This window comes from Micromonospora sp. II (assembly GCF_001709195.1).
Taxonomy (GTDB): Bacteria; Actinomycetota; Actinomycetes; order Mycobacteriales; family Micromonosporaceae; genus Micromonospora; species Micromonospora chalcea.
Window position 1 is genome coordinate 43,617 of sequence record NZ_LYXF01000046.1, and the last position, 21,589, is coordinate 65,205.

The 21,589-nt window shown below is 69.7% G+C and carries 23 protein-coding genes; 15 read left to right on the forward strand and 8 right to left on the reverse strand.

Annotation, left to right across the window (positions count from 1 at the left end; translation table 11 throughout):
* Positions 1-38 precede the first annotated feature (38 nt).
* The 3 genes from A8711_RS22435 to A8711_RS22445 all read left to right on the forward strand — a co-directional run bounded on the left by A8711_RS22435 (position 39) and on the right by A8711_RS22445 (position 2,784).
* Entirely contained in the window at positions 39-539 is a 501-nt protein-coding gene (locus tag A8711_RS22435; protein WP_043325848.1) for a DUF456 domain-containing protein, read from the forward strand.
* A gap of 262 nt (positions 540-801) precedes the next feature.
* Positions 802-2,376, forward strand: coding sequence for an amino acid permease (locus tag A8711_RS22440; protein WP_069089241.1), 1,575 nt, complete (start codon positions 802-804; stop codon positions 2,374-2,376).
* Between the two features lie 30 nt (positions 2,377-2,406).
* Complete coding sequence (locus tag A8711_RS22445; protein ID WP_069089242.1) at positions 2,407-2,784, forward strand: nuclear transport factor 2 family protein; 378 nt, start codon at positions 2,407-2,409, stop codon at positions 2,782-2,784.
* A 13-nt stretch (positions 2,785-2,797) separates the two neighbouring features.
* Here A8711_RS22445 and A8711_RS22450 read toward each other — a convergent pair whose 3' ends face one another.
* The 3 genes from A8711_RS22450 to A8711_RS22460 all read right to left on the reverse strand — a co-directional run bounded on the left by A8711_RS22450 (position 2,798) and on the right by A8711_RS22460 (position 4,092).
* Complete coding sequence (locus A8711_RS22450) at positions 2,798-2,998, reverse strand: DUF397 domain-containing protein (RefSeq protein ID WP_069089243.1); 201 nt, start codon at positions 2,996-2,998, stop codon at positions 2,798-2,800.
* A 108-nt stretch (positions 2,999-3,106) separates the two neighbouring features.
* The gene (locus tag A8711_RS22455) at positions 3,107-3,301 is read right to left on the reverse strand and encodes a DUF397 domain-containing protein (RefSeq protein ID WP_013474420.1); all 195 of its coding nucleotides are present in this window, start codon (positions 3,299-3,301) and stop codon (positions 3,107-3,109) included.
* Positions 3,292-4,092 carry a helix-turn-helix transcriptional regulator gene (locus A8711_RS22460; RefSeq protein ID WP_069089244.1) on the reverse strand — a complete coding sequence of 267 codons (801 nt, stop codon included), beginning with the start codon at positions 4,090-4,092 and terminating at the stop codon, positions 3,292-3,294. Before A8711_RS22460 ends, A8711_RS22455 begins: the two co-directional genes overlap by 10 nt.
* A 407-nt stretch (positions 4,093-4,499) precedes the next feature.
* Here A8711_RS22460 and A8711_RS22465 point away from each other — a divergent pair, with 407 nt between their 5' ends.
* Both A8711_RS22465 and A8711_RS22470 read left to right on the forward strand, forming a co-directional pair.
* A complete protein-coding gene (locus A8711_RS22465) occupies positions 4,500-4,793 on the forward strand; it encodes a hypothetical protein (RefSeq protein WP_223201207.1) in 294 nt (97 codons plus the stop codon).
* On the forward strand, positions 4,793-5,041 hold the full coding sequence (locus A8711_RS22470; RefSeq protein WP_043325839.1) for a hypothetical protein: 249 nt from the start codon (positions 4,793-4,795) through the stop codon (positions 5,039-5,041). The genes A8711_RS22465 and A8711_RS22470 overlap by 1 nt, the downstream gene beginning before the upstream one ends.
* Positions 5,042-5,072: 31 nt before the next feature.
* Here A8711_RS22470 and A8711_RS22475 read toward each other — a convergent pair whose 3' ends face one another.
* Positions 5,073-6,245, reverse strand: coding sequence for a sorbosone dehydrogenase family protein (locus A8711_RS22475; RefSeq protein WP_069089245.1), 1,173 nt, complete (start codon positions 6,243-6,245; stop codon positions 5,073-5,075).
* A gap of 86 nt (positions 6,246-6,331) precedes the next feature.
* Between A8711_RS22475 and A8711_RS22480 the strand changes: the two genes are divergently transcribed.
* The 6 genes from A8711_RS22480 to A8711_RS22505 all read left to right on the forward strand — a co-directional run bounded on the left by A8711_RS22480 (position 6,332) and on the right by A8711_RS22505 (position 15,853).
* Positions 6,332-7,696: a glutamine synthetase family protein gene (locus A8711_RS22480; protein WP_069089246.1), complete on the forward strand. Its 1,365-nt coding sequence runs from the start codon at positions 6,332-6,334 to the stop codon at positions 7,694-7,696.
* A gap of 155 nt (positions 7,697-7,851) precedes the next feature.
* A complete protein-coding gene (locus A8711_RS22485) occupies positions 7,852-9,198 on the forward strand; it encodes an aldehyde dehydrogenase (protein ID WP_369830124.1) in 1,347 nt (448 codons plus the stop codon).
* A gap of 5 nt (positions 9,199-9,203) precedes the next feature.
* Entirely contained in the window at positions 9,204-9,971 is a 768-nt protein-coding gene (locus tag A8711_RS22490) for a 3-oxoacyl-ACP reductase (protein WP_069089254.1), read from the forward strand.
* Positions 9,968-10,678, forward strand: a complete 711-nt coding sequence (locus A8711_RS22495) for a gamma-glutamyl-gamma-aminobutyrate hydrolase family protein (protein ID WP_069089248.1) — start codon at positions 9,968-9,970, stop codon at positions 10,676-10,678. The genes A8711_RS22490 and A8711_RS22495 overlap by 4 nt, the downstream gene beginning before the upstream one ends.
* Before the next feature lie 204 nt (positions 10,679-10,882).
* Positions 10,883-14,551, forward strand: coding sequence for a SpoIIE family protein phosphatase (locus A8711_RS22500; RefSeq protein ID WP_069089249.1), 3,669 nt, complete (start codon positions 10,883-10,885; stop codon positions 14,549-14,551).
* A 147-nt stretch (positions 14,552-14,698) separates the two neighbouring features.
* A complete protein-coding gene (locus tag A8711_RS22505) occupies positions 14,699-15,853 on the forward strand; it encodes an aromatic acid exporter family protein (RefSeq protein WP_158629870.1) in 1,155 nt (384 codons plus the stop codon).
* 22 nt (positions 15,854-15,875) lie between these two features.
* Here A8711_RS22505 and A8711_RS22510 read toward each other — a convergent pair whose 3' ends face one another.
* Positions 15,876-16,190, reverse strand: coding sequence for an STAS domain-containing protein (locus tag A8711_RS22510; protein WP_069089251.1), 315 nt, complete (start codon positions 16,188-16,190; stop codon positions 15,876-15,878).
* 94 nt (positions 16,191-16,284) lie between these two features.
* Here A8711_RS22510 and map point away from each other — a divergent pair, with 94 nt between their 5' ends.
* Both map and A8711_RS22520 read left to right on the forward strand, forming a co-directional pair.
* Positions 16,285-17,142 (forward strand): type I methionyl aminopeptidase, encoded by an 858-nt coding sequence (gene map, locus A8711_RS22515; RefSeq protein WP_043325831.1) that lies wholly within the window; start codon positions 16,285-16,287, stop codon positions 17,140-17,142.
* Entirely contained in the window at positions 17,139-17,855 is a 717-nt protein-coding gene (locus A8711_RS22520) for a VIT1/CCC1 transporter family protein (RefSeq protein ID WP_030503432.1), read from the forward strand. Before map ends, A8711_RS22520 begins: the two co-directional genes overlap by 4 nt.
* Positions 17,856-17,868: 13 nt before the next feature.
* Here A8711_RS22520 and A8711_RS22525 read toward each other — a convergent pair whose 3' ends face one another.
* On the reverse strand, positions 17,869-18,327 hold the full coding sequence (locus tag A8711_RS22525; protein WP_233607829.1) for a hypothetical protein: 459 nt from the start codon (positions 18,325-18,327) through the stop codon (positions 17,869-17,871).
* On the opposite strand from A8711_RS22525, the gene A8711_RS31670 reads away from it, so the two are divergent.
* Both A8711_RS31670 and A8711_RS32135 read left to right on the forward strand, forming a co-directional pair.
* Positions 18,326-18,865: a recombinase family protein gene (locus A8711_RS31670; RefSeq protein WP_083297075.1), complete on the forward strand. Its 540-nt coding sequence runs from the start codon at positions 18,326-18,328 to the stop codon at positions 18,863-18,865. The two genes, A8711_RS22525 and A8711_RS31670, sit on opposite strands and share 2 nt — an antisense overlap.
* A gap of 569 nt (positions 18,866-19,434) precedes the next feature.
* Entirely contained in the window at positions 19,435-20,682 is a 1,248-nt protein-coding gene (locus A8711_RS32135) for a pentapeptide repeat-containing protein (protein ID WP_141707680.1), read from the forward strand.
* An 11-nt stretch (positions 20,683-20,693) separates the two neighbouring features.
* Here the strand turns inward: A8711_RS32135 and A8711_RS32140 are convergent, their stop codons facing one another.
* Together A8711_RS32140 and A8711_RS31675 are read right to left on the reverse strand one after the other, a co-directional pair.
* Positions 20,694-21,452 carry a hypothetical protein gene (locus A8711_RS32140; protein ID WP_124778973.1) on the reverse strand — a complete coding sequence of 253 codons (759 nt, stop codon included), beginning with the start codon at positions 21,450-21,452 and terminating at the stop codon, positions 20,694-20,696.
* A gap of 16 nt (positions 21,453-21,468) precedes the next feature.
* Positions 21,469-21,589: GntR family transcriptional regulator (locus A8711_RS31675; RefSeq protein WP_141707681.1), on the reverse strand; the 121-nt coding region annotated here is incomplete at its 5' end.

Here is a 21,589-nt window from a genome sequence, read left to right on the forward strand (position 1 = left end):
CTCCCGCTCACGCGGCGGCAGGCGAGGAAGGGAGAACGGTGAGCCTCACCGATTCGCAGGCCGTGGTGTCGGTGGTCGCCGCGCTGGCGATCATCGCCGGGCTGGCCGGAGTGGTAGTGCCCGGGCTGCCGGCGCTGCCGCTGTGCTGGGGCGGCGTACTGGTGTGGGCGCTGTTCGGCGGCGCCGGGCCGGGCCGCTGGGCGGTGCTCGCCGCCGCCACAGTGATCGCCGCCGGCGGCACCGTGCTCAAGTACCTGTGGCCCGGGCGGAACCTGAAGCGGACCGGCGTGCCCACGTCGTCGCTGCTGGTCGGCGGGCTGCTCGGGGTGGTCGGCTTCTTCGTGATCCCGGTGGTCGGGCTGCCGATCGGCTTCGTCGGCGGGATCTTCGGCGCGGAGCGGCTGCGGCTGGGCGACACCCGGCTCGCCTGGCCGGCCACCGTGCAGGCGCTGAAGGCGGCCGGGCTGTCCATGCTGCTGGAGTTCATGGCCGGCCTGATGATCGCCGCGCTCTGGGTCGCCGGGTTGCTGTTCGTCTAGAGGTGCGGCGGCGCGGGGCGTCCGGAGGGTACGGCCGATCGCCGTACTTCAGTGAGAGAGAGGTGGACGCCGCGCGCCGCCGCGGACCGGGCGTTGCCGAGCGCCCGGCGCCGGCCCGTCAGGTCGGGCCTGGTCACGCCCACAATGATGCCCCCGGTGGGATCCGGCGACAACGCAATTACCGGGGTACGTATTGACCACCTTGATCGGCCGGGAGCACACTGCGAGCACTCGCACGAGCATCGCCTCGAGGAGGTGTGCAGTGGCCACGACGCCCGCGCCGACCGCCGAGCAGCCGATGGACGACGACGCCCGACGACTCGCCGAACTCGGCTACAAACAGGAGTTGCGCCGCAAGTGGAGCGGCTTCTCCAACTTCGCGATCTCGTTCTCCATCATCTCGATCCTGGCCGGCTGCTTCACCACGTTCGGCCAGGCGTGGAACAACGGTGGCCCGGTGGCGATCTCCTGGGGCTGGCCGCTGATCTCGCTGTTCATCCTGATCATCGGCTTCTGCCTGGCCGAGCTGGTTTCCGCGTACCCGACGGCGGGCGGGATCTACTGGTGGGCGGCGACCATGGGCCGGCCGGTGCACGGCTGGTTCACCGGCTGGCTCAACCTGATCGGGCTGGTCGCGGTGACCGCCTCTGTCGACTACGGCTGCGCCACGTTCCTCAACCTGACGCTGTCGGCGCTGTTCGACGGCTGGGCCGGCACCGGGCACCAGACGTTCGGGCTGTTCGTGGTGATCCTCGCGCTGCACGGGCTGATCAACATCTACGGGCACCGGATCATCGACGTACTCCAGAACGTCTCGGTCTGGTGGCACGTGGCCGGCGCGGCCGCCGTGGTGCTGATCCTGGTCCTGGTCCCGGACAACCACCAGAGCTTCCAGTTCGTGTTCACCGAGCGGTTCAACAACTCCGGCTTCGGTGACGGCGACACCGGCGGGCTGGCGTTCTGGTTCTACGTGCTGCCGCTGGGCTTTCTGCTCACGCAGTACACGATCACCGGCTTCGACGCCTGCGCGCACGTCTCCGAGGAGACCCGCGGCGCGTCCAAGGCCGCCGCGCAGGGGCTGTGGCGGTCGATCTTCTACTCGGCGGTGGGCGGCTGGATCCTGCTGCTGGCGTTCCTGTTCGCGGCTACTGACGTGGACGCGATAAACGAGGCGGGCGGCTTCTCCGGGGCGATCTTCGAGACGGCGCTGACGCCGTTCTTCTTCAAGGCCGTCATCATCATCTCCACCATCGGGCAGTTCTTCTGCGGAATGAGCTGCGTGACGTCGATGTCGCGGATGGCGTACGCGTTCAGCCGCGACCGGGCCGTGCCCGGCTGGCGGCTGTGGTCGACTGTCGACCGCAACGGCACGCCTGTGAACGCCATCATCGGCGCGACGCTGGCCGGGCTGGTGCTCACGCTGCCCGCGCTCTACCAGCGCGGCGGCATCCCTGTCGCGTTCTACGCGGTGGTGTCGGTGGCGGTGATCGGGCTGTACCTGTCCTTCATCATCCCGATCTTCCTGCGGCTGCGGATGGGCGACCGGTTCACCCCGGGCCCGTGGACGCTCGGCCGCCGCTACAAGCTGCTCGGCTGGATCGCGGTGGTCGAGATCGCCGTGATCTCGATCTACTTCGTGCTGCCGATCGTCCCGGCGGGGGTGCCCGGCAACCCCGACTTCAGCTGGACGGCTGTGAACTACGCCCCCATAGCTGTCGGCGGCGTGCTGCTCGGCGTCGCCATCTGGTGGTACGCCTCGGCCCGCAGGTGGTTCACCGGCCCGCGCCGTACCGTCGAACAGGCCGATCCGGAGCCGGAGCCCGCCGAGCCGTCGTAGCTGTCGGTGGGGCCTGCCATGATCCGGCCCATGAATGCGGAAGCGGTGGTACGCGCGCTGTGGGATCGCATGCAGGCCCGCGACTGGGCCGGCGTCGGCGACCTGCTGGCCGACGACGTGGTGGTGGAGTGGCCGGCCAGCGCCGAGCGGATCGTGGGCCGGGACAACTACGTGAAGATCAACGCCGAGTACCCGGAGGGCTGGTCGATCCGGGTACTGCGGGTGGTGGCAGTGGGCGACACTGTGGTGTCCGAGGTGGAGGTGCCGCACGAGGGGATGGGCGTGCACCGGGTCGCGTCGTTCTGGACCGTGCGCGACGGGCGGATCGTCGAGGGCCGGGAGTACTGGACCGCCCTCGGCCAGGACCCGTCCCCGCAGTGGCGAGCCGCCTGGGTCCAGCCGATGTGAAGTGGCCTGTTGGTCAGGCTGCGGGTCCGGTCTGCTTGGCCAGGGCGATGAATGACCGCCATGAGGACGGGGTGACGTGGAGGGTGCCGCCGTCGCGGTCCTTGCTGTCGCGCACGAGTACGACTCCCGGCAGGTTGTCGGCCACCTCCACGCAGTCGCCACCGCTCGTGCCGCTGCGCGTCGCCGTGCGCCATCTTGCACTGGCCAAATCCATGTCGTCGTCCCCTCTCTCAATACTGGACGTCGGTCGGCGGGAAATCCTGGTGATTGTCCCTCACCGCGAGGAAACCTTGCCACGATCTCGCGGCGACGGCCTGTTGGGTCAGGCTGCGGATCCGATCTGCTTGGCCAGGCCGACGAACGACCGCCACGACGTCGGGGTGACGTGGAGCGTGCCGCCGTCCCGGTCCTTGGAGTCGCGTACCAGCACCACTTCCGTCAGGTTGTCAGCCACCTCGACGCAGTCGGTGTTGCCGCTCCGGGTCGCCTTTCGCCAGGTCGCGCCGCTCAGATCCATGACGTCTCCACCTCTTTCAGAAGCTCGAGAGACTGCCGGCGGGGCAAAGCTTCACTCCGGATCATCTCCCATCTCGACTGAAGCGTAGCCACGTCGGCGTCGCCGTCGATCACGCTCGTGGTGAGCTGGCATTCCATGCTGGCGACCCAACCGCCCTCCGCGCCTCTCGCCAGAGTGAACGGACCGGACAAGCCGATGTGCAACCCGACCTGTAGTGGAAGCACGTGGATACTGATGTGCGGGCGCTCGGCACAGACGACCAGGTGCTCGATCTGCTGAGCCATCAGGCCGCGGAAGCTCTCTTCGCGGCGGTGCAGCATTCCCTCGTCGAGTACAGCGATGAGCTGGGGCGGAGATGGCTGCCGCAGGACTTCCTGGCGATCCATGCGGGCTGCCACGCGGCTCTCCACGTCGGCATCGCTGAGTAGGTCGTCACAGCGAATCACCGCTCGGGCGTAGTTCTCCGTCTGAAGCAGGGCTGGAATGAGAGTCGGGTGGAAGCACCGGAGCTGTCGAGCGTTGCGTTCGGCATCGAGCCATGGTCGGAGCCAGGACGGCAAGCCCTCGCGTTCGGCCATCTTGAGCAGGGACACCAGCAGGCCGCCGGAGTTCAGCACCTCGTCGGCACGAGCCAAGAAGAGCCGGTCGTACGGACGGCTGCCGGTTTCGACGGCGGACACCATCGACGGCGAGTAGTGGACCAACCGGCCGAACTCCTCCTGACTGAGACCGGCAACGTTCCGTAGTCGGCGGAGCTGCGCACGGATCAACTCTGCTGTCGGTTCCTCCACAGTTCCTCCACAGTCCGTGCGTGAATTTCATTCGGTGTCTGCCGGTTGAGCCCGTACTTCACTCGTGCGCCGTGACCAGGCTTGATGCCTTCCGACCGTAGCGATGTCCTCACCAGACTGTCACGCATGCGGATTCGCTCGTCGCAGGCGAGCACGGGCGGATTCCAGCCCGGGGCCGCCCGGTCCCGACGATGCCGGGCGGCCCCCTCCATCAACGAGGAGGCCGATGTGCGTGTCCGATGGTTCCGGTGCCGTACCCGGGAGCTGCCCACCCTGCCGAAGCGAGACCCCGGCAGCAACCTGCCGGCGTGGATGCGCGAGCCGACCCGGGTGTTTCCCACGGTTCGCCCGGGCAGCCCGGGGCGTCTGACACCGGCGCAGGAGTGGCGGGCGAACGGGGGCCGCTGGTGACGGCTCTGGTCGGTGTCCTCAGCGCCATCGGGCACGTCGGGTATCAGCCGGACTGGACATGCGAGCGCTGCCGGGAGCCGTGGCCGTGTCCCACCCTGCGTCGCATTCCCCGCGACCAGCTCGAACCGGCGGCGCTCATCCGGATGATGGCGTTCCTCGTGCGCGGCGCGATCCGGGATCTGCGTGGCCGCGTCGAGGGGCCGGAACCGCCCGAGATCGTCCGGCGGTTCTTCTGGTTCCTTCCGCTCACCGACGACGAGGCGCGTGCGATCGCCCGAAGGCTGCGGTGATGGGCCGGCGCGTGGTTCCGCACCTGCCTGTGCGCCCGCTCTGGCGGTGCCGCAACTGCGGGGCGGAGTGGCCCTGCCAGCCGGCCCGGCTGTCGCTGCTCGTCGAGTACCGGGAGGACCGTACCGCGTTGCTGCTCTATCTCGGCGGGCTGATGACCGAGGCGCGGGAACAACTCGCCCAACTGAATCCCGACCACGCGCCGGACCTGCACAGCCGATTCCTGGCCTGGGCGCGGGTTCGTGGCTGACGCGGCGCGGGCTGTCCGCGTACCCCAGGGGTCAGATCGTGGGGCGGCGGTGGGTGAGCGGGAAGCGCAGGATGCGGTCGTCGGCGGCCGCCGGGGTGCCGCGGCCGTCGCGGTTGCTGGTCGCGACCCAGAGCGCGCCGTCGGGGGCCACCTCGACGGTACGCAGGCGGCCGTACGTGCCGGCCAGCTCCGCCACCGGTACGCCGACGCGGCCGGCGGCGTCGACGGGCACCGCCCACAGCCGGGCGCCGCGCAGCGCGGCGACGTAGAGCGTGCCCCTGGCGAAAGCGGCGCCGCTCGGGGACGCCTGGGCGGGCGGCCAGACGACGACCGGGTCGCGGAACCGGGGGTCACCGGCGACGCCCTCGACGACCGGCCAGCCGTAGTTGCCGCCGGGCACGATCCGGTTCACCTCGTCCCAGGTGCTCTGCCCGAACTCGGTGGCGAACAGCCGGCCGTGCCGGTCCCAGGCGAGGCCCTGCACGTTGCGGTGGCCGTAGCTGTAGACGAGCGAGCCGGGGAACGGGTTGTCCGCGGGCGTCCGGCCGTCCGGGCGGAGCCGCAGGATCTTGCCGTTGCGGCTGGTCAGGTCCTGCGCGCGGGCGGCCACCCCGGCGTCGCCGATCCCGGCGTAGAGCATGCCGTCGGGGCCGAACGCGATCCGCCCGCCGGCGTGCACCGAGCTGCGGGCGATGCCGCTGACCAGCACCCGGGGCGCGCGGGACGAGCCGAGGCGGAACCGGACGATCCGCAGATCCGTGGCGGTGGTGTAGGCGGCGTAGACCCACCGGTCCCGGCGGTACGTGGGGGAGACCGCCAGCCCGAGCAGGCCCGTCTCCCCACCGGCGACCACGTCGGCGATCCGCGCCACCTCGCGGGCCGGGCGTCCGGGGCGTACGCGCAGGATCGTGCCCCGGTCCCGCTGCGCGACCAGGGCGCTGCCGTCGGGCAGGAAGCCCAGGCCCCACGGCGCCTCCAGGCCGGTGGCGACGACGTGCGGGCGGCTCAGGTCGTAGCCGGACCAGCCGGAGCGTCCGTCGAAGCCGCGCAGGTCGAGGATGACCGGTCGCGCGTCGGCGGTCGCCGGCCGGTCCGGCCCGGCGGCGGGTCGCCCCTCGGCGGGTCTGCGGTCGGCGTGCGCGTCGGTGGCGGCCAGCACGATCGCGAGGACGGCGGCGACGACCGCGACGGTACGACGGCGCATGTGCTCTCCCCGGTTTCGCACCCGGCCTCGCCGGGGCATTGACGGTGATCCGGTTTGCCAGTAGACCTTGGTGATGGAGGCCCCTGATGAAACCAACGCCGCTCTCGCTGGAACAGTTGCGGGTCGCCGTCACCGAGGGTGAGATCGACACGGTGGTGCTCGCTCTCACCGACATGCAGGGGCGCTTGCAGGGCAAGCGGTTCCACGCGCCCTACTTCCTCGACCATGTGGTCACGCACGGCAGCGAGGGCTGCAACTACCTGCTCGCCGTGGACGTCGACATGAACACCGTCGACGGGTACGCGATGTCGAGCTGGGAACGCGGCTACGGCGACTTCGCCATGCGCCCCGACCTGGACACGTTGCGCCGGATGCCCTGGCAGCCCGGCTCCGCGCTGCTGCTGGCCGACCTGGAGTGGCTGGACGGCTCCGGCCCGGTGGTCGCCTCGCCCCGGCAGATCCTGCGCAAGCAGCTCGACCGGCTGGCCGCGCACGGGCTGACCGCGTACGCCGGCACCGAACTGGAGTTCGTGCTCTACCGCGACTCGTACGAGGAGGCGTGGCGGCGCGGCTACCGCGATCTGACGCCGGCCAACCAGTACAACGTGGACTACTCGCTGCTCGGCACCGCCCGGGTCGAGCCGCTGCTGCGCCGTATCCGCACCGAGATGGCCGGCGCCGGGCTCACCCCGGAGAGCGCGAAGGGCGAGTGCAACCTCGGCCAGCACGAGATCGCCTTCCGGTACGACGAGGCGGTGCGCTGCGCCGACCACCACGTCATCTACAAGAACGGCGCGAAGGAGATCGCCGCCCAGGAGGGCATGGCGATCACGTTCATGGCGAAGCCGAACGAGCGGGAGGGCAACTCCTGCCACATCCACTTCTCGCTGCGTGACGCCTCCGGCTCGTCGGCGATGCTGGGGGACGGGCCGGCGCACCTGAGCGTAACCGGTCAGCGGGTGCTGGCCGGGCTGCTCGCCACCATGCGCGAGTTCAGCCTGTTCTTCGCGCCCAACATCAACTCGTACAAGCGTTACCAGCCCGGCTCGTTCGCGCCGACCGCGCTGCGCTGGGGCACCGACAACCGCACCTGCGCGCTGCGGCTGGTCGGGCACGGGCAGGGGATGCGGGTGGAGAACCGGGTGCCGGGGGCCGACGTCAACCCGTACCTGGCGATCGCCGCACTGGTGGCCGGGGCGGTGCACGGCATCGAGAACGAGCTGAAGCTGGCGGACGAGTGCACCGGCAACGCGTACGACGACCCGGACGCCGAGCGGGTGCCAACCACGCTGCGTGACGCGCTGGACCTGTGGCAGCGCTCCGAGGTGGCCCGGGAGGCGTTCGGCGACGAGGTGGCCGACCACTACGCCAACCAGGCGAAGGTCGAGCTGACCGCCTTCGACGCCGCGGTGACGGACTGGGAGCTGACCCGTGGCTTCGAACGCCTCTGACCCGCCGCCCTCCCTCGCCCCCGCGCCCGCCCTCGCGCCCCCGCTGTCGACGCCGATCTTGCACTTACAGCCCTCGACGCGGGCGTTGTGCGGCTTTCGCCGGGGCAGCAACTACAAGATCGCCGAGCTGAGGGGAGGGGGACCGCGTGGGTGAGGTGATCTCGCCTGTTGACGGGGCGGGGATCGGGGTCGTTCCGGGGTGCTCCGTTGAGGACGTGGATGCGGCTGTCGCGCGGGCTTCCGCGGCGTTCGAGACGTGGCGTCACGTGGCGCCGGGGGATCGGGGGCGGCTGCTGCGGCGGTTCGCGGCCCAGGTCGACGCGCACCTGGAGGAGCTGGCTCTGCTGGAGGTGCGCAACGCCGGGCACACCATCGGCAACGCGCGCTGGGAGGCGGGCAACGTCCGCGACGTGCTCGACTACTACGCGGGCGCGCCGGAACGGCTGACCGGGCACCAGATCCCGGTACCCGGCGGGCTCGACGTCACGTTCCACGAACCGCTGGGCGTGGTCGGCGTGATCGTGCCGTGGAACTTCCCGATGCCGATCGCCGGCTGGGGGTTCGCCCCGGCGCTCGCCGCCGGCAACACGGTCGTGCTGAAACCGGCCGAGCTGACCCCGCTGACCGCGCTGCGCCTGGCCGACCTGGCCCGCGACGCCGGCCTGCCCGACGGCGTGTTCACAGTGCTGCCCGGTCGGGGCAGCGTGGTCGGCGAGCGGTTCGTGACCCACCCGGCGGTCCGCAAGATCTGCTTCACCGGCTCGACCGAGGTCGGCACCCGGATCATGGCCGGCTGCGCCGCCCAGGTGAAGCGGGTGACGCTGGAGCTGGGCGGCAAGTCGGCCAACATCGTCTTCGCCGACGCCGACCTGGAGAAGGCGGCGGCCACCGCGCCGTACGCGGTCTTCGACAACGCCGGCCAGGACTGCTGCGCCCGCTCCCGCATCCTGGTCCAGCGTCAGGTGTACGACAGGTTCCTGGAACTGCTCGAACCGGCCGTACGGGCGGTGCGGGTGGAGGACCCGGCCCGGGACACGGCCGAGATGGGCCCGCTGATCTCCGCCGCGCACCGGGACCGCGTCGCCGGGTACGTCGACGGCGCGGACGTCGCGTTCACCGGCTCCTGCCCCGACGGCCCCGGCTTCTGGTACGCCCCGACGGTGCTGCTCGCCGGCTCCCCGGCCGACCGGCACTGGCGGGAGGAGGTCTTCGGCCCGGTCGTCTCGGTGCTGCCGTTCGACGACGAGGCGGACGCGATCCGGCTCGCCAACGACACCGAGTACGGCCTCTCCGGCTCGATCTGGACCCGGGACGTCGGGCGGGCGGTGCGGGTGGCCCGCGCGGTCGAGGCCGGCAACCTCAGCGTCAACTCGCACTCCTCGGTGCGCTACTGGACCCCGTTCGGCGGGATGAAGCGTTCCGGCCTGGGCCGGGAGCTGGGTCCGGACGCGCTGCACGCCTTCACCGACGTCAAGAACGTGTTCATCGGCACCGAGGAGTGATCACAGTGCAGGGACGGCTTTCCGACCGGGTGGCGGTCGTGACCGGCGCGGGCAGCGGCATCGGGCTGGCCACCGTGCGGCGCTTCGCCGCCGAGGGCGCCCGGGTGGTGTGCGTGGACATCGACGCCGACGCCGGTACCCGGGCCGCGCAGGAGGTGGACGGCGAGTTCGTCGCCGCCGACGTGGCCGACGAGACGGCGGTCCGCGACCTGTTCGACGGGGTGGTGCAGCGGCACGGCCGGGTGGACGTGTCGTTCCACAACGCGGGCATCTCGCCGCCGGACGACGACTCCATCCTGGAGACCGGCCTGGACGCCTGGGAACGGGTGCTGCGGGTGAACACCACAAGCGTCTACCTGTGCTGCAAGTACGTCATCCCGCACATGCGGCGGCAGGGCAAGGGCTCGATCATCAACACCGCGTCGTTCGTGGCGCTGATGGGCGCGGCGACGTCGCAGATCGCGTACACGGCGAGCAAGGGCGGGGTGCTGGCGATGACCCGGGAGCTGGGCGTGCAGTTCGCCCGCGAGGGCATCCGGGTCAACGCGCTGTGCCCCGGTCCGGTGGCGACGCCGCTGCTGCTGGAGCTGTTCGCCAAGGACCCGGAGCGGGCGGCCCGGCGGCTGGTGCACGTGCCGATGGGCCGGTTCGGCGATCCCACCGAGATCGCCGCCGCGGTGGCGTTCCTCGCCAGCGACGACGCCTCGTTCATGACCGCCGTGCAGTTCGTCGTCGACGGCGGCATCACCGGCGCCTACGTCACACCGCTATGAGGCCGGTCATCGGCATCACCGCGTACGTCGAGCCGGCCGGCTGGGCGGTGTGGCGGGACGTGCCGGCGACGCTCGTGCCGCACGCGTACGTCCGGGCGGTCACCGCGGCGGGCGGCCGGGCCGTGGTGCTGCCCCCGGACGACGCCGACGCGGACGTGCTGGGGATGCTGGACGGGCTGCTGCTGGCCGGCGGCGCGGACGTCGGACCGGAGCGGTACGGCGAGCCGCCGGACCCGCGTACCGAGAGCCGCCCGGAGCGTGACGCCGGGGAGACGACGCTGCTGACCGCCGCGCTCGCCGCGGACCTGCCCGTGCTGGGCGTGTGCCGGGGGATGCAACTGCTCGCGGTGGCGTACGGCGGGCTGCTGCACCAGCACCTGCCGGACGTGGTCGGGCACGACGGGCACCGTCCCGCGCCGGGCGTGTACGGGTCGCACCCGGTGCGCTTCGCCGCCGGCAGCCGGACCGCCGAGGTGATGGCCGGGGTGGACCGGGTCAACTCGTACCACCATCAGGCGGTGGCCGACCCCGGCGGCCTGGCGGTGACCGGCTGGGCCGACGACGGGGTGATCGAGGCGGTGGAGGATCCGGCGCGGCGCTTCGTGCTCGGGGTGCAGTGGCATCCGGAGAACGAGCCGGACCCGCGACCGGTGGCCGCGCTGGTCCGGTCCGTGGTGTCGGCCAGATCACACACTCACATTTCGTAGGTGGGGACAGCCGAATCTCCGGCCTGGTCATCCCGGCCGGACCGCCCGAGTCGCCCCGGCCCGTCTGTTACGCCAGGATGAGGCGGAGGTAACCAGCGTCGAACGGTGCGGGTGCGTTACGTTGCTCGTCCGTCGGGGTAGTAGGCGGGGACGGTCGGCGTGACAGCGCCGACCGTCGTGATCATGGCCGGAGCGGGAGGCTGCATGGGCTCGGCCCAGGGGGGCGGGGACGACAGTCGTTCGTCCCCGGCGGCCGGCGAGGCGTCACTGTCGCCGCTGCTCGCCGCGGCGTTCGCGGCCGGCGGCGAGATGGGCGAGCGGCTGCGCGCCTTCGACTGGGCCGCCACCCCGCTCGGCAGCCCGGACCGCTGGCCCGCCGCGCTCTCCCACGCGATGAGCACCATGCTGTCGTCCCGCGCCCAGATGGTGGTGTTCTGGGGCGAGCAGCACCTGGCCTTCTACAACGACGCCTACCGGCCGACCATCGGCGACAAGCACCCCGCCGTGATCGGGCAGGCCGCGCACCGGCACTGGGCCGAGACCTGGGACGTGCTCGGCCCGCTGCTGGACGGGGTGCGCCGCACGGGCGTGCCCTACCGGGGTGAGAACCATCCCTTCGTGCTGAACCGGCACGGCTTCCTGGAGGACGTCTACTTCGACGTCTCGTACGACCCGATCCGCGACGTCGACGGCACCGTCAGCGGGATCTTCTGCTTCGTCAACGAGACCACCGGGCGGGTGCTCGGCGAGCGCCGGCTGCGGGCCCTGGCCGAGCTGGGCAACGAGCTGGGCGAAGTGCCGGACATGCGGGAACTGGGCCGGGCGGTCACCCGGGTGCTCGACGCCCACCGAGCCGACGTGCCGTTCAGCGCGCTGTGGTTCCCCGACGAGCGCGGCGATCTCGTGGCGGGCGGTTGTTCGGGCGTGGACCCCGCCGTTGTCGCCGGTCCGCCGCCCGGAGTGTCCGACGGCGAGCCGCTCACCGAGCCGCGTTGGATCGCCACCGCCGAGCTGCCCGGCGCGGTGCCGCCGGACGCCGCCGGCCAGGCGCTCCTGCTGCCGCTGACCGCGACGAACGAGGCGGCCGGGGTGCTGCTGCTCGGCGTGTCCCGCCGGCTGCCGTTCAGTGACGACTACCGCGACTTCGTCGGCCTGGTCGCCGCGCAGGTCAGCCGGGCGGTGGGCAAGCAGCGGGCGTACGAGCAGGAACGCGCCCGCGCCGCCGAGCTGGCCGCGCTCGACCGCGCCAAGACCAACTTCTTCGCCAACGTCAGCCACGAGTTCCGCACCCCGCTCACGCTGGTCCTCGGGCCGCTGGAGGAGATGCTCGCCGACCGGGAACTGCCGGATCGCTACATCGACCGGCTCACCGTCATGCACCGCAACGGGTTGCGCCTGCTCAAGCTGGTCAACACGGTGCTCGACTTCTCCCGGCTGGAGTCCGGCCGGCTGGCCRCCCGCTACCAGCCCACCGACCTGTCCGACTTCACCTCCCGGCTGGCCAGCACGTTCCGGTCGGCCACCGAGCGGGCCGGGCTGCGCCTGGTGGTGGACTGCCCGCCGCTGCCCGCGCCGGTCTACGTCGACCGGGACATGTGGGAGAAGATCGTCCTCAACCTGGTGTCGAACGCGGTCAAGTTCACCTTCGACGGCGAGATCCGGGTCCGGGTACGCGCGACCGACCGGGCCGCCGTCCTGGAGGTGACCGACACCGGCGTGGGCATCGCGCCGGAGGAGCTGCCGCAGGTCTTCGAGCGGTTCCACCGGGTCGCCGGCGCCCGCTCGCGTACCCACGAGGGCACCGGCATCGGCCTGGCCCTGGTCCGCGAGCTGGTCGAGATGCACGGCGGCACCGTCACCGCGCACAGCGTCGTCGACCGGGGCACCACGTTCACCTTGACCATGCCGTTCGGGTACGCGCACCTGCCCGCCGACCGGGTGTCCGCCCTCTCCCCGGTGCCGCTGACCGAGCCGGAGCAGGCCCGCCTCTACGTCGCCGAGACGGCGCTCTGGACCGACGAGGTGGCCCGGCCCGTCGGGTTGCCCGAGCCGAACGGCACGCCGGGCGGCGCGGGCCGGATCCTGTTCGCCGACGACAACGCCGACCTGCGCGAGCACGTCGTCCGGCTGCTCTCCCCGGCGTACGAGGTGGTCGCCGTGCCGGACGGCGCGGAGGCGCTGCGGCTGGCCGTCGAGACCCCGTTCGACCTGGTGCTGACGGACGTGATGATGCCCCGGCTGGACGGCTTCGGGCTGGTCGCCGCGCTGCGCGCCAAACCGGCCACCCGGTACGTGCCGATCGTGCTGCTCTCCGCCCGGGCCGGCGCCGCCGAGGAGGTCGCCGGCCTGTCCGCGGGCGCCGACGACTACCTGACCAAGCCCTTCTCCAGCCAGGAACTGGTGGCCCGGGTCCGGGCCAACGTCGAGCTGGGCCAGTTGCGTGGGCAGATCATCCGCCGGCTCCGGGCGCTCGCCGACGCCGCCGTGGAGATCAACACCGCCCGGTCGACAGCCGAGGTGGTGCGGGTGGCCGCCCGGCACGCGCTGCGCCTGGCCGAGGCCGGACGGGTCCGCGTCACCACCACCGGGGCCCGTCACGAGGAGGACGCCGGCGGCGACCTGCCCGCCGACCCGACAGTGGTGCTGCCGCTCACCGGCACGTCCGGCGAGCAGCTCGGTGAGCTGCGGGTGTGGCGGCGCGAGGGCGGCGGCACCGAGCAGGCGGCGCTGACCGAACTGGCCCGGCTGGTCGGCGTCCGGCTGGAGAACGCCCAGCTCTACGAGGCCGAGCACCACATCGCCACCACGCTCCAGCACAGCCTGCTGCCGCGTACGCTGCCGCAGCTGCCCGGCGCGGTGGTCGCCAGCCGCTACCTGCCCGGCAGCGCCGACGTGGAGGTCGGCGGCGACTGGTACGACGTGATGGCCACCGCCGACGACGACCTGGTGCTGGTCATCGGTGACGTGGTGGGCAAGGGCGTGCGGGCCGCCGCGGCGATGGGCCAGCTCCGCAACGCGCTGCGGGCGTACGTCCTGGAGGGCTACGACCCGGGCGAGGCGCTGACCCGCCTCAACCGGCTGGTCCACTCCGCCGGCAGCGGCTCCTTCGCCACCGTCGTCTGCCTCGGCTTCTCCCCGCGCACCGGCCGGATCCGGTACGCCAGCGCCGGCCATCCCTCACCCCTGCTGATCCGAGGAGACGACGTGGCGTTCCTGCACGATCGGGCCCTCGGACCGCCGATCGGGGCGATCCCCGGCACCGTCTACCCGGCCGCCGAAGGCGAACTCGCGCCGGGCAACCGGCTACTGCTCTACACCGACGGCCTGATCGAGGACCGGTCCGCGGGCATCGACGCCGGGCTGGGCCAGTTGCGGTCGGACGCGACGGCCCGCGCCGAGCACGTGGCGGACCTGGTCGACGCCGTCATGGCGCGGGTGGCCGGGCGGTCCCGGCACGACGACGTGGCCGTCCTCGCGCTGGAGGCGGCCGAGTTGAACCGCTTCGCRCTGCGTCTGCCCGCCGACCCGACCCGGCTCAGCGTGCTGCGCAAGCGGCTGGAGGACTTCCTCGTCGCCCACCAGGTCGGCGAGACCGACCTGTTCGATCTGACCGTGGCGGTCTCCGAGGCGGCGGCGAACGCGATCGAGCACCCGGTCGACCCGGTGGACCCGACGATCGAGGTCGAGGTGACGATCGCCGACCGTACGGTCACCGCGACCGTCCGGGACACCGGGCGCTGGCGGGAGTCGAGCGGGTCGAGCTTCCGGGGGCGCGGGCTGGCGCTGATCCAGGCGCTGGGGGAGATGAACGTGACCCGTACCGAGGAGGGCACCGAACTGACGCTGCGCCGCCGGCTGGCCGACCGGGACTGAGGGCTGTTGTAGCGTAAAGCGGATCAAATGCGGCGAAGTCCCTAGGATCGCCTCATGGGGCGTGAGCCGTTCCGTCTTTCGCGGGACAGCGGGAACGACCCGGTTGGCGCGGCGTGGACGGCGATTCGCCGCACCGGCCGGGCGACCGTGGGAGAGCGACTGCGGCGGGTGCGGTTGAGCCTGCTCGTGGCGGTGCAGTGCGGGGTGGCCGCCGCAGTCGCGTGGTGGGTCGCGAAGGATCTGATCCACAACCCGCAACCGCTGTTCGCGCCCGCCGTCGCGGTCGGCACCATCGCCAGTTCGGTGAGTCAGCGCTTCCGCCGTACGCTGCTGCTCATCGCCGGCGTGGCGGTGGGCATCGCGCTGGGCGACCTGCTGGTCTCCTGGGTCGGGCAGGGATACGTACAGATCGGCGTCATCGTCGCCGCCGCGATCCTCGTCGCCGTCCTGCTCAGCGACGAGGGCGCGTTCGTCACCCAGGTCGGCGGCAGCGCGTTGGTGATCGCCGTGCTCTTCCCGGCCCGGACCGACATCGCGCTGCCCCGCTTCCTCGACGGCGTCGTCGGTGGAGTGGTCGGCATCCTGGTCGCGGTCGTGGTGCTGCCCCTGCACCCGATCCACCGGATCCGGCGGGCCGGCCGGCCACTGCTCGACCAGATGGCCGCCGAGCTGGACCGCCTCGCCGACGCGGCCCTGGCCCGGGACGCCGAGCTGGCCCGTCAGGGTCTCGACAGGCTGCGCCGGCTCGACACCTCGGAGGTGGAGGCCGCAATGTCGGGCGCCGACGAGGTCGTCCGCATCTCGCCGCTGCGGTGGCACAACCAGAGCGCGTTGCAGGGATGGCGGCACGGCGCCATCCTCATGATCCGCTCCCTGCTGCACAGCCGCGACGTCGCGCTCAACCTCGAACGCGCGATCCGTGACGACGAGCCCGTTCCGCCGTCGCTCGCCGAGGCCGCGCGGTGCCTGGCCGAGGCCGCGCGCACCGTCGGTAAGGGCTGGTCCCCGTCCGCCAGCCGGCCCTCCCGTTCCCAGCGGGCCGCGATGTCTGCCCTCCGCCTGGTTCAGGAGGCGTTGCGCAGCGGCCCGCGCGTCAGCGGCATCAACGTGGCGAACGAACTCACCATCATCGCGGTGAACACGATCCGGGCGAGCGGGGTGCGCAAGCGCGACGCCGAGTCGCTGCGTCGTGATCTCGCCCCGAACACCGCCGGGGAGTCGGGAAAGCGGCACCCCGCGTCGGATCAGGGGCAGCCGAGACCGGACCTGCCCCTGCCGCCGGCGATGGGAGACGCCTTCTAGACCCGAAGGGCACCCGAGTCGGTCAGGTGGGGACGAGCCAGTCCTGGTCGCCCAGGCCGGAGATGTCCAGCACGCGCCGGACCTGCGGGGACGGCAGCACGGTGAGCGCGTTCGGGAACCGCTGGGCGAGCCGGACCACCGCGTGGATGGCGGCCGAGTCGAAGAAGGTCACCGCCCGCAGGTCGAGCGTGAGCTGCTCGGCAGGCTCGCGGAGCGCGGTCTGGAACATGGTGTCGGCGGTCGCCATGTCGACCTCGCCGGTCACCTGGACGCGCACTTGGTCGCCGTCGACCTGCGCCGTCACGGAGAAGACGGGCGCCGCGCCCCCTTGATCCACGGAGCAACAATGGCACAGCGTTTGCGGTACGGCAACAACCTGCCCGGCCGGGCTGTGGCGGGGGGCACACCACCCCCGGCGATAGGCTTGGGCCATGACCGTCCGTGCGCCGCTGACCCCCGGCACGCTTTCCCCGTGGCGAGCGGTTCCCGCCCACATCCCGCGCCCGGAGTACGTGGGTAAGAAGCGCCCGCAGGAGTGGCGCGGCTCGCACGTGCAGACGCCGGAAACCATCGAGAAGATGCGCGTGGCCGGGCGCCTCGCCGCGCAGGCCACCCAGCTCGCCGGTGAGCACTGCAAGCCGGGGGTGACCACCGACGAGATCGACAGGGTGGTGCACGAGTTCCTCTGCGACCACGGCGCCTACCCGTCGACGCTCGGCTACCGGGGCTTCCCGAAGTCGTGCTGCACCAGCCTCAACGAGGTGATCTGCCACGGCATCCCCGACTCGACGGTGCTCCAGGACGGCGACATCATCAACGTCGACGTCACCGCGTACCTGAACGGCGTGCACGGCGACACCGACGCCACGTTCTGCGTGGGCGAGGTGAGCGAGGAGGCCCGCCTGCTTGTCGAGCGGACCCACACGGCGATGATGCGCGGCATCAAGGCCATCGCGCCGGGCCGGCAGATCAACGTCATCGGCCGGGTGATCGAGTCGTACGCGAAGCGGTTCGGCTACGGCGTGGTCCGCGACTTCACCGGGCACGGCATCGGCGAGGCGTTCCACAGTGGCCTCTACGTGCCGCACTACGACAGCCCGCGCCCCACCGACGTGATGGAGCCCGGCATGACGTTCACCGTCGAGCCGATGATCACGCTCGGCACCTACCAGTACGACATGTGGGACGACGGCTGGACCGTGGTCACCAAGGACCGCCGGTGGACGGCCCAGTTCGAACACACCATCGTCGTCACCGACGACGGCTACGAGATCCTGACGCTGCCGTGACCGACACCCCGGCGGCGCTGCGCGAGGCGCACCACGCGGACGTCTCCGGCGGCTGGCTGCGGCCGGCCGTCTTCGGCGCGATGGACGGACTGGTCACCAACATCGCGCTGATCGCCGGTGTGGGCGGCGGCGGGGTGTCCCCGCGCAACGTGGTGCTCACCGGCGCGGCCGGCCTGGTGGCGGGCGCTATCTCGATGGGTCTCGGCGAGTACACGAGCGTCCGGTCCGCAAACGAGCAGGTCGCCGCCGAGGTGGCCAAGGAGCGGCGCGAGCTGGAACGCCACCCCGAGGCCGAGGCCCGGGAGCTGGCCGACGCCTGGGTCGCCCGTGGACTGCCCCGCGAGCTGGCGACGCAGGTCGCCGAGGCGGTACGCGCCAACCCGGAGGAGGCGCTGCGGGTGCACGTGCGGGAGGAGCTGGGCGTCGACCCCGACGACCAGCCGAGCCCGTGGGCCGCCGCGATCTCGTCGTTCGTCTGCTTCTCGATCGGCGCGCTGGTGCCGCTGCTGCCGTACCTGCTCGGTTTCACCAGCCTCTGGCTGGCGCTCGCCGTCGGCGGCGTCGGCCTCTTCGTCGCCGGTGCGATCGTGGCCCGGTTCACCAACCGTGCCTGGTGGCGTGCCGGTCTGCGGCAGCTGCTGCTCGGCGCGCTGGCGGCCGGCGCCACCTACCTGATCGGCGCGCTGATCGGCGTCGGCGGCGGCATCGGCTGAGGCGGAGCCGTCCTCAGCCGGACAACAGGTCGTCGATCGTGCCGTCGACCGGCCGGCCCCGGGCGGCCAGCTCCTCGGCCTGGCGGGTCAGCGCCGCGCCCACCTCGGTCATGTCCGCGCCGGCCAGCCCGGTACGCCGCACCGCGTCCCCGGGGTCGCGGAAGTAGGTGCGGCTGAACAGCCCCTGCACCGTCGCCGCGGCCAGCCGCGCCTCGCCGAGCATGAGCAGTGCCTGGTCCGTCTCGTACCACTCGGCCAGCCGCAACGCCCGGGCGTGCGCCGCGCTGCCCCGGTACCACGCCTGCCGCGCGGCGCCGGTGAACTCCGCCGGCCGGGCCCGCGCCAGTCGTGCCAGGTGCTCGTCGCGCAGCTTCGGCAGCCAGCCGGTCGGGTCGTGCAGGGCACGGGTGGTGACGTACCGATCAGCGGCCAGCGGCCTTCCTGCACGCCAGTGGGGGTACCGTCTCGCCATGCCCAACGACCAGCTCGCCGATGGTGCTCACGCGAGCATCTACGCGCGCAAGTCCACCAAAGATGGTGGACGCTCAGAAGGTAGCCAAATCGAGCCATGTCAGCTCGAAGCCGATGATCGTAATTCGCGTGTCCGCAAAGTTTTCCGAGACAACGTTGGCGCCTCTCGTCATTCACGAGGCGAGCGACCCGACTACGAGGCAATGACTACTTACATCACGGGCAACAGCCCTGATGTGCTCCTGTTGTGGGAAGTCAGTCGTGCCGGCCGGAAGTTGCGCACCTGGCTCAACACCGTTGACCTGTGCAAGACCACGGGTACGCAGATTTGCAGGATGACCGGGTTTATGACCCGCGTCGAGCTAATGACCGGCGCAGTCTCATCCTTGACGGGCTTGACGCTGAGTATGAGTCGGACAAGACCAGTGAGCGCACAAGGCGTGAGATGGCTAGGAACGCCAAAGCCGGTCGCCCACATGGGCCAATTCTCTACGGCTACTGACGTGAGTACGTCAACGGCAGGCTTGTCGGGCAGGTAGCACACGAGCAGGAAGCTCCGGTTGTCCAAGAAGTAGCCAGCCGGGATCTGGCGGAAGCGGCTAACCGACTACAGGCACGCAATGCACAGGCACAAGGTCAGGGTTTCCTAGACCTCGTCGCGAGCGAGCAGGAAAAGGGCCTGTCGTACATCGAGGCGGTTTACAAGGTCGGTTCAGAACATCCCGACCTTTACGAGAAGCACCGATAAGGCTCATGCAACCGACGTTCCATCCGAGATGGGCCTTCGAACAGTGATCTAGCGTGCAACTCAACGTTTTTGGTCGAGTCTTCATCGCCAACACCACGGCACCGGCTACGCCAGCAGCCGGAGGTGTGCTTTACGTCGAGGGCGGTGCACTTAAGTACAAGGGAAGCTCAGGAACGATCACCGTACTCGGCAACGCATAGACAACTTCACGACACTCCATTCAGCTAGACCGAAGTTGCTTGCTTGCGAGATAATGCGAGGATGCTTAAACGGCTGTGGCGGAAATCTGGGTTGGGCCCTATCGCAGAGCTTTCTTGGTGCAAGCGCCGAGTTTCTAGCATTAGGTCGAAGTGGAAGCGCGTGAACGTGGCGAAGCCGCGGACGTATAGGCCGATCCACCTCGCCACGCTCATCACGCTTACGGTCATCGCTCTTACGATCACCGCAGTAGCGGCGTGGCTTATGTGGGATGCGRCAAAGGTTCCGGCGAGGCTCATAACTTCGCCGGACCTTGCTGTTCGGGCAGCACAACTTCGCGTAGACGTCATTCGTAACATTCTTGCGGTCGGTGCTGGAACTGGCGGCTTGATTGCCCTGTTCCTGGCTCTACGTCGGCAATACGTCAAAGAGCGCGTTGATTATGACGACCAGGCCCATAAGAACCGAACAGCCGACGACGCGAGGCATGACGCGACAGAGCGGCGAGTGACAGACCTTTACGTTAAGGCTGCTGAGCAGTTGGGGTCAGAGAACGCTGCAGTTCGTTTGGCGGCGCTCTACGCGCTTGAGCGACTGGGGCAGGGTAACCCTGAGCACCGACAAACTATTGTGGATTTGTTCTGCGCGTATCTTCGTATGCCGTATGAGATGCCGGATGATGTTTTAGAGCCTGATGGACAAAGCGGTGAGGAGGACGTGAAACGCCATCATGAACGCCAGGTAAGACTAACTGCGCAGCGGATTCTCGCTAAACACTTGCGTTATGAAACTGTGAGCATTGATACCTTCCCGTTCTCGGTGGAGGGAGGTGATTATTTCTGGAGCGACATGCACGTTGATCTGACGGGAGCGGCACTTATTGACTTCAGCCTCGCTCACTGCGCTGCGGGGATGGTGCACGCGGTTGGTGCAGATTTCTATGGCCGATCCGACTTTCGCGCTCTATACCTTGCGGGACAGGCGAACTTTGCGAAGTCAAGATTCCGTGGTTTTGTTGACTTTAGCGACTCCGAAGCGGATTTTCTCATCTGTAGTGGCACCATATTTGACAGCGCCGTTCTCGTTGACCGCGCCGACTTTGACACGTACACGTTTCGGCATGCAACTTTCCGGAACGTGGTGTCGTTCAGGCAAACTAATGGAGTGGGTGATTTCGAGCTCGCTAGGGCATGTCTTACGCGAGGCCACCGTTGGCCCGCTGGCTACACGGTATCCAAGCTCGATAACGAGGAAATGGGGTTCGTAGTCGAGGGGCATGATGGGGGTGAGCGGCGCTCGCCTGATCCGGAAAGCGTGAGCGAGGAGGCTGAGGCTAACTCGGCAGTTCCTCAGCAACCCACAGGCCGCGACCCTGTAAATCCACAACCAAGCCCCAACCCCGACGAGTGACGACCTCGCTCTTATTTTTCGGGGCAGTTCGGCAATCGCGGGGACTGGTTACTTATGAGGCTGATGAGTGGTCTGCTTGCCCATGAATGGTCCTTTGTGCAGGGCTGGCGGGTTTGGATTATGTCTGTATTGACGACAAGAAGTCGTCTGTCAGGCTCGGTTAGCAGCGTAGTTGTTCTATCCTTCTCTTCGAGGACGTAGGCTACGTGCCTTTCTGTCCCGTACTCTAGGATCTGCGGAGGTAGCCACATTTGCTGGGAAAGGATAAGTAGGGAGCCAGCCAGCATCCCCGCTGCGAGAAGGATTTGCTCCCTCAGTTCTTTCCTCTCGGCTTCCCGCCGTTTAGACCACGACAGTCGCGTGATGTCCTTATGGACGAAGCGGTACAGAAGAAGCCATGCGGCGATGATGGCGATAAGGGCAGCGAGGTGAAGCGGCGTTATGAACAGCACGCCGAGCCAGCCGAAGACGATGAAGCCTTGGAGTAGACGACCCACCCTCCGCTTTTGTCCAGGCATAAGAACACGTTTTGTCGCCACAACAGTGGCGACCATAATGACGGCCACCATAGGCAGTAGGTCTATCACCGACCGGATGAAGAGGGTGGCATAGTTCGCGGTTTGCAGAAGGATTGCCAGTACGGTTGGGTTTAGCTCGGAGACGGCAGCAATCCTAATGATCGCCACAGCGAATGGCGCAGCCGTCAGAGCTGTGCCGAGATACTGAAGGCGTTCAGATTCCCGTAACTCTTGTCCCTGGCCGTTGCTCATTCAGCCGTGAGCCTAACTATTCGGGCTCGGCTACGTAGACACCCTTTCCAGGGTGCCCCTCAACCAACTCACGATCTTTGAGAATCGACATGCTTCGGTTAACCGTGGAGATATGCACGCCGTACTGCTCAGCTAGC

Bases quoted from the DNA above. Each gene is read 5' to 3' on its own strand.
- A8711_RS22495 (WP_069089248.1), top strand. From the start codon at position 9,968: ATGAGGCCGGTCATCGGCATCACCGCGTACGTCGAGCCGGCCGGCTGG.
- A8711_RS31670 (WP_083297075.1), top strand. From the start codon at position 18,326: ATGCCCAACGACCAGCTCGCCGATGGTGCTCACGCGAGCATCTACGCG.
- A8711_RS22475 (WP_069089245.1), bottom strand. From the start codon at position 6,245: ATGCGCCGTCGTACCGTCGCGGTCGTCGCCGCCGTCCTCGCGATCGTG.
- A8711_RS22525 (WP_233607829.1), bottom strand. From the start codon at position 18,327: ATGGCGAGACGGTACCCCCACTGGCGTGCAGGAAGGCCGCTGGCCGCT.
- A8711_RS22445 (WP_069089242.1), top strand. From the start codon at position 2,407: ATGAATGCGGAAGCGGTGGTACGCGCGCTGTGGGATCGCATGCAGGCC.
- A8711_RS22480 (WP_069089246.1), top strand. From the start codon at position 6,332: ATGAAACCAACGCCGCTCTCGCTGGAACAGTTGCGGGTCGCCGTCACC.
- A8711_RS32140 (WP_124778973.1), bottom strand. From the start codon at position 21,452: ATGAGCAACGGCCAGGGACAAGAGTTACGGGAATCTGAACGCCTTCAG.
- A8711_RS22450 (WP_069089243.1), bottom strand. From the start codon at position 2,998: ATGGATTTGGCCAGTGCAAGATGGCGCACGGCGACGCGCAGCGGCACG.
- A8711_RS22455 (WP_013474420.1), bottom strand. From the start codon at position 3,301: ATGGATCTGAGCGGCGCGACCTGGCGAAAGGCGACCCGGAGCGGCAAC.
- map (WP_043325831.1), top strand. From the start codon at position 16,285: ATGACCGTCCGTGCGCCGCTGACCCCCGGCACGCTTTCCCCGTGGCGA.
- A8711_RS22470 (WP_043325839.1), top strand. From the start codon at position 4,793: ATGGGCCGGCGCGTGGTTCCGCACCTGCCTGTGCGCCCGCTCTGGCGG.